Origin of the sequence: Novosphingobium sp. GV079 (genome assembly GCF_003058045.1) — a bacterium.
Lineage (GTDB): Bacteria > Pseudomonadota > Alphaproteobacteria > Sphingomonadales > Sphingomonadaceae > Novosphingobium > Novosphingobium capsulatum.
Genome location: NZ_QBUE01000001.1, coordinates 146125 through 161548 on the forward strand (window position 1 = coordinate 146125; position 15424 = coordinate 161548).

The 15424-nt window shown below is 68.9% G+C and carries 12 protein-coding genes; 8 read left to right on the forward strand and 4 right to left on the reverse strand.

Annotated features, from left to right (window positions below; all coding sequences use genetic code 11):
* The first annotated feature begins 2 nt into the window (after positions 1 to 2).
* Genes iolC through C8K14_RS00595 form a run of 4 tightly spaced genes read left to right on the forward strand, consistent with a single transcriptional unit; the run spans position 3 to position 5055 of the window.
* Positions 3 to 1907, forward strand: coding sequence for a 5-dehydro-2-deoxygluconokinase (gene iolC, locus C8K14_RS00580; protein WP_107715278.1), 1905 nt, complete (start codon positions 3 to 5; stop codon positions 1905 to 1907).
* The gene (iolD, locus tag C8K14_RS00585; protein WP_107715279.1) at positions 1898 to 3721 is read left to right on the forward strand and encodes a 3D-(3,5/4)-trihydroxycyclohexane-1,2-dione acylhydrolase (decyclizing); all 1824 of its coding nucleotides are present in this window, start codon (positions 1898 to 1900) and stop codon (positions 3719 to 3721) included. Before iolC ends, iolD begins: the two co-directional genes overlap by 10 nt.
* Entirely contained in the window at positions 3718 to 4635 is a 918-nt protein-coding gene (iolE, locus tag C8K14_RS00590; RefSeq protein WP_107715280.1) for a myo-inosose-2 dehydratase, read from the forward strand. The genes iolD and iolE overlap by 4 nt, the downstream gene beginning before the upstream one ends.
* A gap of 6 nt (positions 4636 to 4641) precedes the next feature.
* On the forward strand, positions 4642 to 5055 hold the full coding sequence (locus C8K14_RS00595; RefSeq protein WP_233253881.1) for a hypothetical protein: 414 nt from the start codon (positions 4642 to 4644) through the stop codon (positions 5053 to 5055).
* Here the strand turns inward: C8K14_RS00595 and C8K14_RS00600 are convergent.
* The 4 genes from C8K14_RS00600 to C8K14_RS00615 form a co-directional block, all read right to left on the reverse strand.
* Positions 5052 to 5375: a hypothetical protein gene (locus C8K14_RS00600; RefSeq protein WP_107715281.1), complete on the reverse strand. Its 324-nt coding sequence runs from the start codon at positions 5373 to 5375 to the stop codon at positions 5052 to 5054. The two genes, C8K14_RS00595 and C8K14_RS00600, sit on opposite strands and share 4 nt — an antisense overlap.
* A gap of 4 nt (positions 5376 to 5379) precedes the next feature.
* Positions 5380 to 5586, reverse strand: coding sequence for a DUF2945 domain-containing protein (locus tag C8K14_RS00605; protein ID WP_028658256.1), 207 nt, complete (start codon positions 5584 to 5586; stop codon positions 5380 to 5382).
* A 78-nt stretch (positions 5587 to 5664) separates the two neighbouring features.
* On the reverse strand, positions 5665 to 6915 hold the full coding sequence (locus C8K14_RS00610) for a histidine-type phosphatase (protein ID WP_233250824.1): 1251 nt from the start codon (positions 6913 to 6915) through the stop codon (positions 5665 to 5667).
* A gap of 148 nt (positions 6916 to 7063) precedes the next feature.
* A complete protein-coding gene (locus tag C8K14_RS00615) occupies positions 7064 to 9898 on the reverse strand; it encodes a TonB-dependent receptor (protein ID WP_107715282.1) in 2835 nt (944 codons plus the stop codon).
* Between the two features lie 219 nt (positions 9899 to 10117).
* Between C8K14_RS00615 and C8K14_RS00620 the strand changes: the two genes are divergently transcribed.
* The 4 genes from C8K14_RS00620 to C8K14_RS00635 all read left to right on the forward strand — a co-directional run bounded on the left by C8K14_RS00620 (position 10118) and on the right by C8K14_RS00635 (position 15373).
* A complete protein-coding gene (locus C8K14_RS00620) occupies positions 10118 to 10723 on the forward strand; it encodes an RNA polymerase sigma factor (protein ID WP_062784214.1) in 606 nt (201 codons plus the stop codon).
* Positions 10720 to 11670 carry a FecR domain-containing protein gene (locus C8K14_RS00625; RefSeq protein ID WP_107715284.1) on the forward strand — a complete coding sequence of 317 codons (951 nt, stop codon included), beginning with the start codon at positions 10720 to 10722 and terminating at the stop codon, positions 11668 to 11670. The genes C8K14_RS00620 and C8K14_RS00625 overlap by 4 nt, the downstream gene beginning before the upstream one ends.
* Positions 11671 to 11698: 28 nt before the next feature.
* Positions 11699 to 14689, forward strand: coding sequence for a TonB-dependent receptor domain-containing protein (locus tag C8K14_RS00630; protein WP_133726735.1), 2991 nt, complete (start codon positions 11699 to 11701; stop codon positions 14687 to 14689).
* A 147-nt stretch (positions 14690 to 14836) separates the two neighbouring features.
* Positions 14837 to 15373 (forward strand): hypothetical protein, encoded by a 537-nt coding sequence (locus C8K14_RS00635; protein ID WP_233250825.1) that lies wholly within the window; start codon positions 14837 to 14839, stop codon positions 15371 to 15373.
* Positions 15374 to 15424 lie beyond the last annotated feature (51 nt).

The window sequence follows — 15424 nt, forward strand, 5'->3', positions numbered from 1 at the left end:
CCATGAAGCCACTCGATGTCATCGCGATCGGCCGCGCCGGGGTTGATCTCTATGGCGAGCAGGTGGGCGGGCGGCTGGAAGACATGGCCAGCTTTGCCAAGTATGTGGGGGGCAGCCCGACCAACACCGCGATCGGCATGGCGCGGCTGGGCCTGCGCGCCGGGCTGATCACCCGCGTGGGCGGCGATCACATGGGCCGCTTCATCCGCGAGGAACTGGTGCGCGAAGGGGTGGATACGCGCGGCGTCCGTAGCGATCCGGCGCGGCTGACGGCGCTGGTCCTGCTGGGCATTCGCGAAAACGGCACCTATCCGCTGATCTTCTATCGCCAGGATTGCGCCGACATGGCGCTGTGCGAGGCTGATATCGGTGCCGCGCTGATCGCCCAGGCCGGAGCGGTGCTGCTGTCCGGCACGCATTTTTCCACGCCGCAGACTGCCGCGGCAAGCCGCCGCGCCGCGCAACTGATGCGCGCGCAGGGCGGGCGCGTGGTGCTGGACGTGGATTACCGCCCGGTGCTGTGGGATCTGGCGCCGCGCGATTGCGGCGAGGATCGCTATGTGCCGAGCCACAGCGTGACCGCGACGCTGCAGGGCGTGCTCGACCTGGTCGACCTGGTGGTGGGCACCGAAGAGGAAATCCACATCCTGGGCGGATCGACCAACACGCTGGATGCGCTGCGCTTGATCCGCACGCAGACCGATGCGCCGGTGGTGGTCAAGCGCGGGGCCAGGGGTTGCGTGGTGTTTGAAGGGGTGATCCCGGGCGAGCTGGACGAAGGCCTGGTGGCGCCGGCCTTTGCTGTGCCGGAAACCAATGTGCTGGGCGCGGGCGATGGCTTCATGGCCGGGTTCCTGCGCGGCTGGCTGCGGGGAGAGCCGATGGCGCGGGCGGCGGCCTGGGGCAATGCCTGTGGCGCGATCGTGGTGGCGCGCCATGGCTGCGCCCCGGCGATGCCGACCTGGCCCGAACTTGACGCGTTCATGGCCGGGCAGGGCGCGCGCAGCCCGGCCAGCCTGGAGCAGGTGCACTGGGCCACTACCCGCGCCCCGGCCGACGAGGCGCTGACCATCCTGGCGATCGACCATCGCGGCCTGTTCGAAACCCTAATCGCGAGCGGTGGCGGTGACGCGGCGCGGGTGGCGACGTTCAAGGACTTGGCCGGCCTGGCGATGGAGCGCACCGCCGCCGGCGATCGCGCCTGCGGCCTGTTGCTCGATGGCCGGTTTGGCGCACGCGCGCTGGCCCAGGCCGCCGATGCGCCCTATTGGATCGGGCGGCCGATCGAGATTTCCGGCTCGCGTCCCTTGCGCTTTGAAGGCGGGGCCGATGTGGCAATCACGCTGCGATCCTGGCCGCGCCCGCATGCGGTGAAATGCAACCTGCGCTATCATCCCGATGATCCGGCCGATCTGCGCGCCGAGCAGGATGCCCAACTGGCGCGCCTGTTCGATGCCACGCGCAGCACTGGCCACGAACTGCTGCTGGAAATCATCGCCGCGCCCTATGGCCCGGTGCACCACGATACGGTGGCGCGGGTCATGGCCCATGTCTATGCCCTGGGCATCTATCCCGATTGGTGGAAGCTGGAAGCAACCGACGACCCGGCCGCCTGGTCGACGATCGAGGCGGTGATTGCGCAGGCTGATCCGTGGTGCCGCGGCGTGGTGGTCTTGGGCGCGGAAAGCAGCCAGGCGCATCTGGCCGCCAGCTTTGCCGCAGCCGCGCCGCGCCGGGTGGTAAAGGGCTTTGCCGTGGGGCGGGCGATCTGGCAAGACGTGGCGCAGGAATGGTTTACCGGCATGATCGATGATGAAACCGCACTGGTGCGTTTGACCGAGAATTTCGCCGCCATGGTCGCCACCTGGCGCCGGGCGCGGGCCAAGGCGCTGGCCCCTTGCGCCTGACCGCCGGCCAGGCCCTGGTGCAATGGCTCGCCGCGCAGGACGTGGTGGGGGAAGATGGCGTGCGCGTGCCGTTTTTCGGCGGTGTCTGGGCGATTTTCGGCCATGGCAACGTGGCTGCATTGGGCGAGGCATTGGCGCAGGCAGACCCCGCGCGCCTGCCCACCTATCGCGCGCATAGCGAGCAGGGCATGGCCCATGCGGCGATCGGCTTTGCCCGCGCCCATGCCCGGCGGCGGGCGATGGTGTGCACCACCTCGATCGGGCCGGGGGCAACCAATCTGGTGACGGCGGCGGCGCTGGCCCATGTCAACCGCCTGCCCGTGCTGCTGCTGCCCGGCGATGTCTATGCCTCGCGCCGGCCCGATCCGGTGTTGCAGCAGATCGAGCATTTTGCCGATGCCACGGTGTCGGCCAACGATTGCCTGCGCCCGGTCTCGCGCCTGTTCGATCGGATTACCCGGCCCGAGCAGCTGATCGATGCGCTGCCCCGCGCCATGGCGGTGCTGACCGATCCGGCCGCGTGTGGCCCGGTGACGCTGGCGCTGTGCCAGGATGTGCAGGCCGAGGCGATCGACTGGCCGGCCGATTTCCTGGCGCCGCGCCTGTGGCACATCCGCCGGCCGGCGCCCGATGCACGCGAACTGGCCGCGCTGGTCGCGGCGCTGCGCGGGGCGCGGCGGCCGCTGGTGATTGCCGGGGGCGGGGTGCACTATGCCGGGGCGGCACCGGCGCTGGCGGCGCTGGCGTCGCAGACCGGGCTGCCGGTGGCCGAAACCCAGGCGGGCAAGGGGGCGTTGCCTGATGCCGCGCCCGGCGCGCTGGGCGCGATCGGGGTGACTGGCACCGACGCGGCCAACCACGGGGCGCGCGAGGCGGACGTGATCGTGGCGCTGGGCACGCGTTTGCAGGATTTCACCACCGGCTCGCGCCGCCTGTTCGCCGCCGATGCGCAGCTGTTCCAGGTGAACGTGGCGCTGCACGACTGTGCCAAGCATGGCGCGCAGCCGGTGCTGGCTGATGCCGGCGTGGTTGTGGATGCGTTGGCGCAGGCGCTGGACGGCTGGACCGTGCCTGCCGCCTGGGCGCAGCAGACCGGCGCCTGGGCCGCGCAGTGGCATCAGGCGGCCAAGGCGGCGCGCGATCGGCCGATGTCGGCGGGCACGCTGCCCGATGACGTGGCCGTGATCGGCGCGGTGCAGCGCGCCCGGCCCGATGCCACGATCGTGGCGGCGGCGGGCGGCTTGCCGGGTGATCTGCACCGCTTCTGGCCGTGCCCGGCGCCGGGGCGCTATCACGTGGAATACGGCTTTTCCTGCATGGGTTTCGAGCTGGCTGGCGGGCTGGGCATTGCCCTGGCCGATCGCGCCGCCGATGTGGTGGTGATGGTGGGCGATGGCAGCTATCTGATGCTCAATTCCGAACTGGCCAGCGCGGCGGCGCTGGGCGTGGCGTTTACCGTGGTGCTGCTCGACAACCGGGGCTTTGGCTGCATCCATCGCCTGCAGGGGCGCACCGGCAATGCCTCGTTCGCCACGCTGCGCGAGGACGGGCTGCCGGCGATCGATTTCGTCGCCCATGCCCGCGCGCTGGGCGCGGTGGCGCACAAGGTGGCCGATTGCGCCGCGCTGGAAGCGGCACTGGCGGCCCCGCGTGCGGCCGATCGGCCCACTGTGCTGGTGATCGAGACCGATCCCGATGGCGGGCGCGATCTGGGCGGCGCCTGGTGGGACGTGGCCGTGCCGGAAATTTCCACGCGCGAAGCGGTGAAGGCCGCCCGCGCGGACTATGAAGCAGCGCTGGAGCAGCGGCCATGACCGTGCGCTGGGGCGTCAGCCCGATCGGCTGGGTCAATGATGACCTGCCCAGCCTGGGCGCGGGCACCACGCTGGAGACGATCCTGGGCGATGCGGCGGCGATCGGCTTTGCCGGGATCGAACGGGGCGGGATTTTTCCGGCCGAACCGGCAGTGCTGGCCGCCACGCTGGACCAGGCCGGGCTGGCGCTGGCCGGGGCATGGCACGGCAGCAGCCTGCTTGCCCATGGCCTGGCGGGGGAAAGCGCGGCGATCGAGGCGCAGGCCAAGCTGCTGGCGGCGTGTGGCTGCGACGTGTTCATCCTGGCGGAAACCAGCGCCGCGGTGCACGGCCAGCGCCACACGCCGCTGCGCCAGCGGCCGCGCCTGGCGCCCAGCGAATGGCCCGCGTTTGGCGCCATGCTGAACGACGTGGCAGCGCGGCTCGCCGATCGCGGTCTGCGCCTGGCTTATCACTATCACCTGGGCACCGTGGTGGAGGATGCCCAGGATCTGGCGCGGCTGATCGATGCCACGGGCGAGGGCGTGGGCCTGGTGATCGATACCGGCCATGCGCGCCTGGGCGGAATCGATGTGCCGGCACTGATCCGCGATCATCCCGCTCGCGTCGTGCATGTCCACGCCAAGGACGTGCGCCCGGCGGTGGCGGCCGAGACGATCGGCCAGGGCGCCTCGTTCCTCGATGGCGTGATTGCCGGCATGTTTACCGTGCCGGGCGATGGCGCAGTGGATTTTGCCGCGGTTTGCGCGGCGCTTGCCGCGACCGGCTATGCCGGATGGATCGTGATCGAGGCGGAACAAGACCCCGCGCTGGCGCCGCCAGCGGCCTATGCCCGCGCTGGTCTGGCCCATCTGCGCGCGCTGTGGATGTCGGCGGGGCCGGCGGCGGGAGCGGGGGCGCAGGGGTTGAAGTAGGCCGCCATGCATGCGACATCGGCGGGCATGAACCCCGATACCCGCGCCATGATCGCTGCCGTCGCCTTTGCCTCCACCACCGGCAAGACGGTGGCCGGGCTGTTTGACCATGCCGCCGGCCGCGATCTGCGCGTGGCGGCAGAGCGGCGCGGCGACCAGGTCCAGGGCTTTGACGGCGAACGCAATGTGGCTTTTGCTGGCACGCTGCCCGAAATCCACGACGAGGGCAGCAAGGCCTTCGTTTCGTTCACCATCGACGGCGAACAGGTGCGCGGTTTTGATCGGGCCAGCGGCGCTCATTTCGAGGCGCGCGTGGGCGATGGCGTGGTGCAGGTGTTTGACCACGCGCAGAGCACGTGGTTCGCCTATGACGTGCAGGATGCCCAGGCGGCGAGCAGCTATCTGCGCAGCAATTCCTAATCCGCCAGCTTGGCGCGCTTGGCCTCCGCCCAGGTGCGCCCGGCGTCTCCTCCCCACAGCAGCCAGGCGATAAACCCGGCAGAGGGATCGCTGTTGCTGTTCCACTGGTGCGCCGCGCCCTGCTTGTCCACCTTGTGGCGGGCGAAATAGCTGGCCATGGCTTTCACGTCAGCCTCGCTCACATCGCGGCGCTCGGCCAGCTGGTGCGCGCGGCGCACGCCCACATCCGTGCCGCCGCGGCCAAACTTTTCGCGCAGGCGCAATCCGCGCCTGGCATTGGCCGCCATCTTGAGCGTGGGGGTGAAGTGTTGCCCGGCCATGGCGCTATTCCTTTTCCAGCGCTGCGGGCTTGTGCGCGGCGCGGGCGCCGCTTGCGGTTTCCACCAGGATCTGCGGATCATCGGGCGAGGCGGCGACCTTGTGATCCTTGATCTTCATCGGCTTGGTCACCTTGCGCACGACCTTGCCGTGGGCGGTGCCGCCGCTGCTGTGCCATTTGACTTTCGCGCCCTTGCGCAGGGTTTCGGCCATGGTGGGTTCCTCTTCCATATGCGGTAAAGGAACCCACCATTGCGAATTACAGTTCCGTATGGCCCTTGGGGCAGGGGGCTATTTCGCCTGGTCGAGCACCCGGGTTTGCCGGGCGATCAACTGCGCAAAGCCTGCCGGCGTGCACGCGGTGCCACAGCGGCCGAGCGAGAGCGGATGCAGCGGCGCGCCGGCGCCCGCTTGCGGCAAGGGCAGCAGGCGCCGCGCCTGATCGGGCGATTGCGCCAGATAGGACAGGCGCAGCAACTGGCGGCCGGTGCGCGTATCGACCAGGCGTTCGAACAGCAGGCCCGCGCCGATCGGGGGATCGTTGCGGCCATAGCCGGGCAGGGTAAAGCCGGTGCCGATCAGCGCGGTAACCGCCGCGATGGTATTGTCATGGCCGACGAGGACGCTGAACGCCGGGGCTTGCGGTGCCGTCAGCGTGGCGGCGATCTTGCGCGCGATCAACCCGCCAACGCGCGGCGCCATATAGGCCGAGCGGGCAAAGACATCGAACAGCCGGGCGTGGAGCGGAGACATCGTGGCGATGTCGGCCGCGCTGGCCCGGCCCCAGCCGACCTGGCTGAGCGGCATGCCTTCGGTGTATTGCAGCAGGAACACCTGCGCCGTGCCCGAGGCGAGATCGATCGGGCCAGCCAGGCTCAACCCCTTGCCATCGGCCGAAGGGGCGATGCGGTTGGGCTGGGTGGAAATCGGGCAGGGCGCGCGACAGCCCAGCACGCGTTCGATCGTGGCGACGGCCGGGCCCATGCCGACCATCAGCGCGCGGCCATTGTCGAGTTCGGCATTGATGCTGGCGGCAGCGGCGCGCGCATCGAATGGCCCGGCCGGCGTATCGAGCGCGTCGAACAGCGGATCGGCCTGGCCTTCGGGCAGGTGATCGACAGCCAGCGGGCAACCGGGCGCGAGGCCCTGGGCGAGGGCCTGGCCGCTGGCGATGGTGCGCGATTTGCTGTTGGTCCAGATCGCGATGCTGCCGGCTTGCGGGCAGCCCCCGGCAGGCAACAGTCCCTGGCGCACCAGGCGCGCGCGCTCGTAATCGGCAAGGCGGCCGAGCGCCTGGGCGCCGTGCGGGGTAAGCTGGCTGGGCGGGGTATCCCAGTGGGGAAAGGGGTGATCAGCCAGCGGCGCAGCGGCCGCTTCGCCATCGAGCGGGGCGCGGATGCCGTGGCGGATGAGCAGCACGACGCGATCGACGCGGTAGTGCGGAGTCTTGTCTGGCGCCGGGCGGGCGATCGCCATGGCCGGGATCAGCGCGGCGAGCAGGCACAGCACAAGGCGGGGGGTGAAGCGGGCACGAGCGAGCATGGCGGGCAGCCTTACCTGGCAAATGTGAAACGGGGGCAAATGTGAAACAGAAGCGACGCGGCAAAAAGAGGGGCAGCGGCCGCGATAAACGCGCCGCCGCCCCAGTTTGCGATCGGGTCAGTGAGGGACGACCCGGGGGATCAGGCGATCAGAACGAGTACTTGATGCTGGCCAGCGCCGTGGTGCCGGAATTGACGATGTCGGAAATGGCCAGCGAGTGGCGCCCGATGTGGGCCCAGTAGGTGTAGTTGTTGAACAGGTTGGCCACCGAGACATCGGCCTTGAGGCCATTGCCGAAGTCATAGCCGGCGTGCAGGTCAACCCGCTTGACCGGGCGCACCCAGCGATCGTCCCAACCCGTGGGCTGGCCGAGGTAGTTGTAGGATTCCAGATAAGCGCCGGTGTAGTTGTAGATGGCGTCGATCGAGAAGCCGCCGAGCGCATAGAACACCCGCGCCTGGCCCATGACATCAGGGGCGTTCTGGATATTGCGCATCACGCCGTTGCCGATGTCCACCTTGGTCCACTGCCGGGTGAGGTTGGCACCGATGCCAAAGCCACGCAGCGCGCCGGGCAGTTCGACAAAGGTTTTCTGCACCTGGAATTCCAGGCCATAGACATTGCCGCTGCCGCCATTGAGCGGACGGGTGATGAACGTCTGGTTGGTGCCGTCGTTGGTGGCGGTGTTGAGCAGGGTGGTGCCGCTGTCATAGAGATAGTTGGTCAGCCGCTTGTAATAGCCGCCCAGCATGACATGGCCCGAGGGGGCAAAGTTCCATTCGACCGAGCTGTCGACGTTGATCGCGCGGATCGGCTTGAGGTTGGGGTTGCCTTGCACGATCGTGGTCTTGCCATCGTCACCGGTGCGCGCGGTGGAGCTGCCGCCAAGCTGGAAGAACGGCGGGCGGGTGTAGGAGAACCACACGTCGCCACGCGCCACCAGCGTGCTGCTGGGCCGCCAGTTGGCAAACAGGCTGGGCAGCAGTTCGTTGTAGGTGGTGCGGTTGCTGGCAAAGGCGCCAGGCTGTTCCACGCCGCCGCTATAGGCCATGACCCAATAGGTGTTGTTGATCGTGGTGTGTTCAAAGCGCAGGCCCGGAATGATTTCCAGATTGCCGGCCTTGAGCGTGGCCGTGGCATAGGCCGCCGCCACGGTTTCACGGCCCGACAGCGTGCCGCAGTTGAAGTTGTTCACATAGAGCGAACCGCAGGTGTCGAAGCTGTTGTAGCTCGATCCATCGGCTTCGTTGGCGAACTGGTACTTGTTGAACAGGTTGAACAGCGCCGTCTTGTTGAAGCGTGGCAGCGACCAGTCATAAAGGCCCGGATAGGTGTGGGCATAGGTGCCGTTGGTCAGGCCCAGCTGCCCCCAGGTGACGGCGTGGCCGACATAGTTGGCGACATAGTCGGTCGTCCAGTCGCGGCTGGTCACGTTGCGCTTGCTGCTTTGCAGCTTGGCGCCAAAGGCGATGCTTTGCAGCAGGCCGCCATCGGTGAAATCGCGGCTGATATCGAGGCGTCCGCCCCACTTGCGCTGGCCGCTGAACTGTTCGGTCAACTGGCCGGCGCGGCGGGCGGGCAGCACGCTGGCCGAATTGTCGAACGCGTTGAAGATCGCCTGGTTATAGAGCGCGACCGGATAGTTGTCGGAATAGCCGACCGACTGGCCACCGAGCGGGATCTTCGATCCGCTGGTGTACTTGTCGGACTGGTTGATGCGGGCCGACGCCTCGATATGGTTGGGGCGGTTGTTGTGGCCTTCGCTGTAGAACACCTCGGGCGCGATCTTCCAGTCGCCAAGCTGCTTTTCCCCGCCGAACGCGGCCGTCGCCAGGATCGCGGTTTCGGGGTTGGTTTCAAAGTAGTTGCGCACCGAAACCGAAGGCACGGTCAGGACATAGCGATCGGTGCCGGGCGAGAGAATCCACGCCTTGGTGCCGCCATTGAACTGCGCCAGGGTGGAATCCTGCTCGGTCAGCGCCTTGGCATAGGTGCCGCGCAGATAGACGCGGGTGGTATCGTCAGGGCGCCAGTCGAGCGAGGCATTGCCGCCAAAGCGGCGGGTCTTGCCGCTCGATACGCCGGCGTCAAAGCCGGTGAGCGCGGCATTGCGCTGCGGATCGAGGCCGGGATAGCTGGTGCCCTTGCTGTCCGACGCGTTGAGATAGCCCCAGCTGCCATCGTCGTGCGCCGATTGCGCGCCGCGGATCTCGCTGTTGGTATAGGTGCGCTTGTCGTAATAGCCGCTGACGTAGATGCCCATGGTGTGGCCCGGGCCAAAGCGCGACGAGATTTCCGCCGCCAGGCCGCCGCCCAGGCCGCTGTCGCCATAGGTGCGCGCGCGGGTTTCGAGGCGGCCCGAGGCCGTCACGCTGCCGTGCAGGCGATCGGAATAGTCGAACGCCGAAGGCGTGCGGAAGTCCACCGTGCCGCCGATGGCATCGCCATCCATGTCGGCGCGCGAGGCCTTGTTGAGCACGATCGTGTTGAGGCCCGTGGGCGGCAGCAGGGTCAGCTGCACGCCGCGGCTGTAGGGCTGGCCCTGGGCGACGTTGACGCCATTGATCAGGTTGACGTTGTATTCGGAATTGAGGCCACGGATGGCGACATACATGCCTTCCCCGCGCGAGGCGCCATCGACGCCGCCGATGAACGACGAGCCGGTGTTGACCACGTTGACGCCGGGCAGCAGGCCCAGCGCCTCGGCCACGTTGTGCACGGCGGTGTGGCGCAGGTCTTCTTCCGACAGAACCGAGATCGGGTGCGAGGATTGGAACTGGATATCGGCGGCCTGCTTGCGCGTGCCGATCACCACGATGGCGCGTTCGGCATCGGCCGGGGTGGCAGCATCGCCAGCGGAATCGCCAGCGGAACCGGCAGTGGCATCGGGCGCGGGCAGCGGCGCCTGTTGCGCCAGCGCGGGAACGATCATGGTGTGCAGCGCGCTGGCGAGCAGGGCCGGGCGCAGATACGAAACGGGCATGTTTTCCCCCTTTAGGAAACACGACCAGCCACGGCGGGCGGGTCTGCTGGAAAGGACGCAGCGCCGCCCCACGATTCCCCGAAAAAATTTGATGGCGCGATTGTCACGGCGCTGTCACACCTGCCGCCTAGGGCGCCCGGCCATGTGCCCCAGGGGATCAATCCCGCGCGTTTGGCCGGGTGCCGCCGGGGGGCAATGATGGCAAGAACGGGGTCGACCATGCGGAGCATCGACGGGGATAGTCATGCGCCGCCACCAGAGCTGCCGCAGGGGGCGGCATCGTGCCGCGCCGAAGAGCTGGAGGCGGCCACCAGTGCCGGCGAGATGGCCGCGCTGCGCGCCTATCTCAAGCGGCGCATGAGCGATGGGCAGGACCTGGACGACATGGTCCAGGACGTCTATCTGCGCGTGCTTTCGACGCCGGAAGCCGATCCTGTTGCCAATATTCGGGGATTTCTGCGCCGGGTTGCGTCAAACCTGTTGATCGACCGTTACCGCAGGAAGGCTGCCCGCTTGTCCGAACACCATACCACGCTGGACGAGCATATCGTCGACGATGGCGCCCTGGCGCCCGAACGCATTGCTTCTGGCCGCCAGGAGCTGGCGCTGCTGGGCGATGCGCTCGAGGCGATCGGGCCAGTGGCGCGCGATGCGTTCCTGCTGGTGCGGGTGGAAGGGTTGAGCCACAAGGAAGCCGCGCAACGGCTGGGCATTACGCCCAAGGCGGTTTCGCACCATGTGGAGCGCACGCTGGCGCGCATGGCCGGGCGCCTGGCGCTGGGCGAGGGTAGCGGCAGGGGCAGCGGCGGGAGAGCCGCGCGATGACGGCGCCCAACCTGCACGACAGCCCGATCCTGGCCGAGGCCGCGCGCTGGATGGAACGCGCCCGCAATGGCAGCGAGGAAGATCGCCAGGCCTTTCGCGCCTGGTTGCGCGAGCGGCCCGAGCATGTCGCGGCGATGGACCTGGTCGAGCGCGCCTGGCGCGAGGCGCCGCGTGCCGCGGCAGGGCGTGGCCTGCGCCCGCGTGCGCGCCTGGCTGAACCCGCGGCCGCGCGCGGTGCGGGGCGCTGGCGCGTGGCGGGGCCACTGCTGGGCGCGGCCTGCGCCGCCCTGGCTGCCGTGGCCGCCTGGACCTTGACCGTGCACGAGCAGTATCTGGCAGCGCCGGCTGATCGCATGGCCAGCTTTGCCCTGGCCGATGGCAGCCGGGTGTGGCTGACGCCGGGCAGCGCGGTGACGATGCGCGCCACCCTGCTGGGCCGGTCGGTTGCGCTTGATGGCGAAGGCACGTTTGACGTGAAGCACGAGCGACGCCCGTTTGCGGTGACGGCGGGTGACGTGCGCGTGGTCGATCGCGGCACGCTGTTTTCCGTGGCGCGGCGCGCCGGGCAGACGGCGGTGATCCTGGCGCGCGGCGCGATCGATATCGAAGACAGCCACAGCGGCGCCTTGATCGCCACGCCCCATCCCGGGCAGCAGGTGTCGCTTGCCGGCGATACTGCCACGATCGCCGCGATCGATGCCGATGCCGCGCTGGCCTGGCGCGACGGGCGGCTGGTGGCGCAGGATCTGCCGTTGGCGGCGGTGATGGCGCGGTTTTCGCAATTGAGCGGCGTGCCGATCGAACTGCGCGATCCCGCGATGGGCGATCTGCGCGTCTATGGCACCTATCGCCTTGGCGACGTGGCGCAGTTCCTCGATGCCGTTGGCGCGCTCTACCCTGTGGCGTGGCGCCGAACCGAGCGTGGGTATGAGGTTTTCCGCCGCTAGCGCCGCTTTGCTGGGCGCGGCGTGCCTTGTGCCCGCGCCCGTTCCGGCCATGGCCGCGACGGCGCAGCCCGTCGACGCGCCCACGCGCATCGTGCTGCCGGCCATGCCGCTGGGCCAGGCCTTGCTGGCGCTGGCGCGGCAGGCCGGGCGCAACATCCTGTTTGCCGCTGCCGACGTGGCCGGGGCGCAAGCGCCACCCGTGCGCGCCGCCACGTTTGACCAGGCCTTGTCCATCCTGGCGCGCAGCAATGGCCTGGTGGCCACGCGGCTGGCCGGCGGCGCCGTGCGGCTTGCCCCGCGGCGGCGCCCGCCCGCGTCCCTGCGCGCAGCACCGCGCCGCCAGGCCGTGGCACCGCTGCCCCCACCCATGATCGAGGATCGCACCGCCATCGTGGTGGAAGCCTCGCTGGCGGCGCGGGCCTGGCGCGACGGCGCGGCCGAAGACACGCCCGATGCCCTGGCCAGCGCGCAGATCCGCCGCTTGCCCGATCGCACCATCGCCGAGGCGCTGGGCCGCCTGCCCGGCATCATCACGCTGGCGACCTCGCTGGAAGGGGCCATGGGCCGGGTGGACCACGCGGGCCGCGCCACGGGCGATTTCGTGGCGATGCGCGGGCTGCCCGGTGCCTATGTCGAAACGCGGATCGACGGCATCGAGATACCGCAAAGCCTGCCCTATAGCCGGGGCACGCAACTGGGGCTGATGGCCCTGGCGCCCGATCTGGGCCTGCAGGTGCACCGCGTGCTCGATGCCCGGCTGGCGGGGGAAGCGATCGCCGGCACGCTCGATATCGATCACCTGGCGCCGTTCGCGCCGCGCGCGCAGGGCCTGCGCCTGGGCCTGACCGCGGGGGCCGATGACCAGGCCTGGCGTTTTGGCCAGAATGCCGGCACTTGGGGCGCCAATGCCGGGTTCGGCTGGCAATCGCCCGACGGGCGGCTGGCGCTGGTGGCCAGCGCGGCGCTGAGCCGGCGCCATTTCGCCAGCGTGGAGCAGACCTATCAATCGGGTAACCTGGCCTATGCCCTGACCGATGCGCAGGGCAACAGCGCGCCAGGGCTGGACCCGGCGGCCAATCTGCTGCTCGCCTCGGTCAACGCACAGGTCACGCGCGGCACCGCGCACGAAGAGACCGCGTTCCTGTCGCTGGGGTGGCGGGCGAGCGACCGGCTGACGCTGACGGCGAGTGCGATGTGGGCAAGCCGCGCGATTGCCCAGGATGTCTATCAGGTCAGCGTGCAGGGCGGCCGCGCCGCCGGGTTCTTTGCCCAGACGCCCACGGCTGATGGCCTGCTGCGCACCCAGAGCGTGCGCGCCGATGCACACTATTGGTTCGAAACCAATCCCGAGCGCGACCGGCTGGGCATGGCCCAGGCCGCGCTGGCGTGGGACGCTGGCGCGACCAAGGCGCAGGCCCGCGTGTTTGCCGCGCTGGGCCGCACCGACCGACCCGACCATATCGAGATTTCGTTCTGGGACGCGGATACCACGCGGCTTTCCGGCGGGGTCAACGTGGCCGATGTGCGCGGCTTTCCCGTGCTCAAGCTCGCCCCGGCCGATGCCGCGTTGGTCGCCAATCCACTCGCCTTTCCGGTGCACAACCAGGGGGAGCGCGAAAGCGAGACGAGCCAGGACCACCGCCTGGGCGGGGACTGGCGCGTGCAGGCGAGCCCAGCGCCGGGCTGGCAGGCAGAGATTGGCGGCCTGGCGCTGCGATCGTGGCGCAGCCGGGAGACCGCGCATTTCCTCTATGCCGATACGCTGCCCGCCGGCACCACGCTGGGCAACAGCGGGCTGGTCGATGGGCAGATCGGGCCGGTGCTGCGCGGGGTCTATGACTATGCCATCCCGACCATCGCCGATGCCGCGCTGCTGCGTGCGATCGGCCGGGCCAGCGTGCAGCCGCGCACGATCGATGACAGCAACGCCAATGCCTATGCTCTGCACGAAGACCGCCTGGCCGCTTATGCCATGGTGACGCGGCACCTGGGCGGGGATGACGATGCGGGGGAGGGCGCGCTTGACCTGTCGCTGGGCCTGCGCGGCGAATGGTCTGGCGTGAGCGGGCGCTATTGGCTGGCGGGCAACGATGGCGTGCCGGCCGATGGCGTGGCCTATGGCTGGAACCACCTGTCGGCCCACTATGCCGCGCTCTTGCCCAGCGCCACGCTGCACTGGCGGCCCGATCGGCAATGGACGTTCGATGCAGCGCTGTGGACCAGCCTGACGCGGCCATCGCCCTATCAGCTTACCGGCGGTGGCAGCGCCACGCGCGACAGCCAGGGGGTGACCGAAATCCAGCTGTCCAACCCCGATCTCAAATCCGTGCGCGGCACCAATGCCGATCTGGGCGTGGCCTGGCAGGGGCCGGGCGGGCTGCACCTGGCGTTGGGCGGCTTTGCCAAGCACCTGGCGCGCTATCTCAATGATACCGGCAACGATCTCAACAATCCGGCCAGCGTGATGGAATACCGCGCGATCCGCCTGATCCGCCCAGAAAACGGCGGCACCGCGACGATTCTGGGGCTGGAGGCGAGCATGGCCGTGCCGCTGGACCTGGTGGCTGGCGTGTTGCGCCATCTGGCCGTTGCGGCTGATCTCACGCTGCTGCACAGCGCGGTGCATCTCGACAATCCCGCGCTCGACCGGGTGGAGCGCACGCAATATGCCCCGGCCAGCAACCTTTTGCTGCGGCTGCATTATGATGATGGCCGCTGGTCTGCCGATGCCGCCTGCCGGCTGACCGGCGCCTACATCCAGGAATACGGAATCGACGTGCCGACCTTTGCCGGCACCGCGCCGCTATCGGGCAGCGCGCTCGATACCTGGGTGCGCCCATCGCGCCAGGTTGACCTGGCCATGGCGCGGCACTGGGGCCGGCAGACGCTGCGCCTGGCACTGCGCAACGCGCTGGATGATACCGCCTATCGCGCCACGATCGGCCGCTATAGCGACGCCGTGCCGCAGACGATCCTGGGCGGGCGGCAACTGCTCTTGACCTGGTCGGCGGGCTTCTGAAACGACGCGAATTTGCGTCCGTTTTCTTTTCAGGAAAAAGATTGTCGACACAATCTTGGGAACCACATCGGGTGATGGCCGGTTGCGAAACCAGGCCGGGTTTTTCCGGTCGAGCGCTAAGTCTATGGCAAGATGGGAGTTCGACACGTGAAGGTTTTCCATTTCCTGGTGGCAGCAGCGGCGATGACCAGTGTTCCGGCGCTGGCCCAGGCCCAGACCGCACCGGCGGCGAACGCTGCGGCAACCGTGGCCGTGGGTGGCACCATCTTCGATCCGCAGGGCGGCGAAGTGGGCAAGATCGTGAGCATGACCGGTGATGCCGTGGTGGTCGATACCGGGACCAACAAGGCCACTTTGCCCAAGAGCGCCATCGGCACTGGGCCCAAGGGTCCGATCATCGCCATGACCAAGGCCCAGATCGACGAACAGGTGGCCGCTGCCAACCAGAAGGCGAGCGCGGCCGTGGAAGCGGCGATGGTTCCCGGCGCCGCAGTGAAAGGCAAGGCCGGCGGCGCGATCGGCACGGTCAAGGAAGTGAAGGGCGACCAGGTGATCGTGGCGCGCAGCGCCGGTGCAGTCGCTTTGCCCAAGACGGCGTTTGGCCTGGGTGCGGATGGCCTGTTCATCTCGATGACCGCCGCCGAACTGGATGCGGCGACCAAGGCGGCTGCCCCGGGGGCATAATGCGGTGGCCCGGCCTGCCCCGGGGCGGGCCGGGTACGCTTCGATGTAACC

Coding starts and splice junctions, on each gene's coding strand:
- C8K14_RS00625 (WP_107715284.1), top strand. CDS start 10,720: ATGACGGCGCCCAACCTGCACGACAGCCCGATCCTGGCCGAGGCCGCG.
- C8K14_RS00600 (WP_107715281.1), bottom strand. CDS start 5,375: ATGGCCGGGCAACACTTCACCCCCACGCTCAAGATGGCGGCCAATGCC.
- C8K14_RS00595 (WP_233253881.1), top strand. CDS start 4,642: ATGCATGCGACATCGGCGGGCATGAACCCCGATACCCGCGCCATGATC.
- C8K14_RS00610 (WP_233250824.1), bottom strand. CDS start 6,915: ATGCTCGCTCGTGCCCGCTTCACCCCCCGCCTTGTGCTGTGCCTGCTC.
- C8K14_RS00605 (WP_028658256.1), bottom strand. CDS start 5,586: ATGGCCGAAACCCTGCGCAAGGGCGCGAAAGTCAAATGGCACAGCAGC.
- C8K14_RS00620 (WP_062784214.1), top strand. CDS start 10,118: ATGCGGAGCATCGACGGGGATAGTCATGCGCCGCCACCAGAGCTGCCG.
- iolE (WP_107715280.1), top strand. CDS start 3,718: ATGACCGTGCGCTGGGGCGTCAGCCCGATCGGCTGGGTCAATGATGAC.
- iolC (WP_107715278.1), top strand. CDS start 3: ATGAAGCCACTCGATGTCATCGCGATCGGCCGCGCCGGGGTTGATCTC.
- C8K14_RS00615 (WP_107715282.1), bottom strand. CDS start 9,898: ATGCCCGTTTCGTATCTGCGCCCGGCCCTGCTCGCCAGCGCGCTGCAC.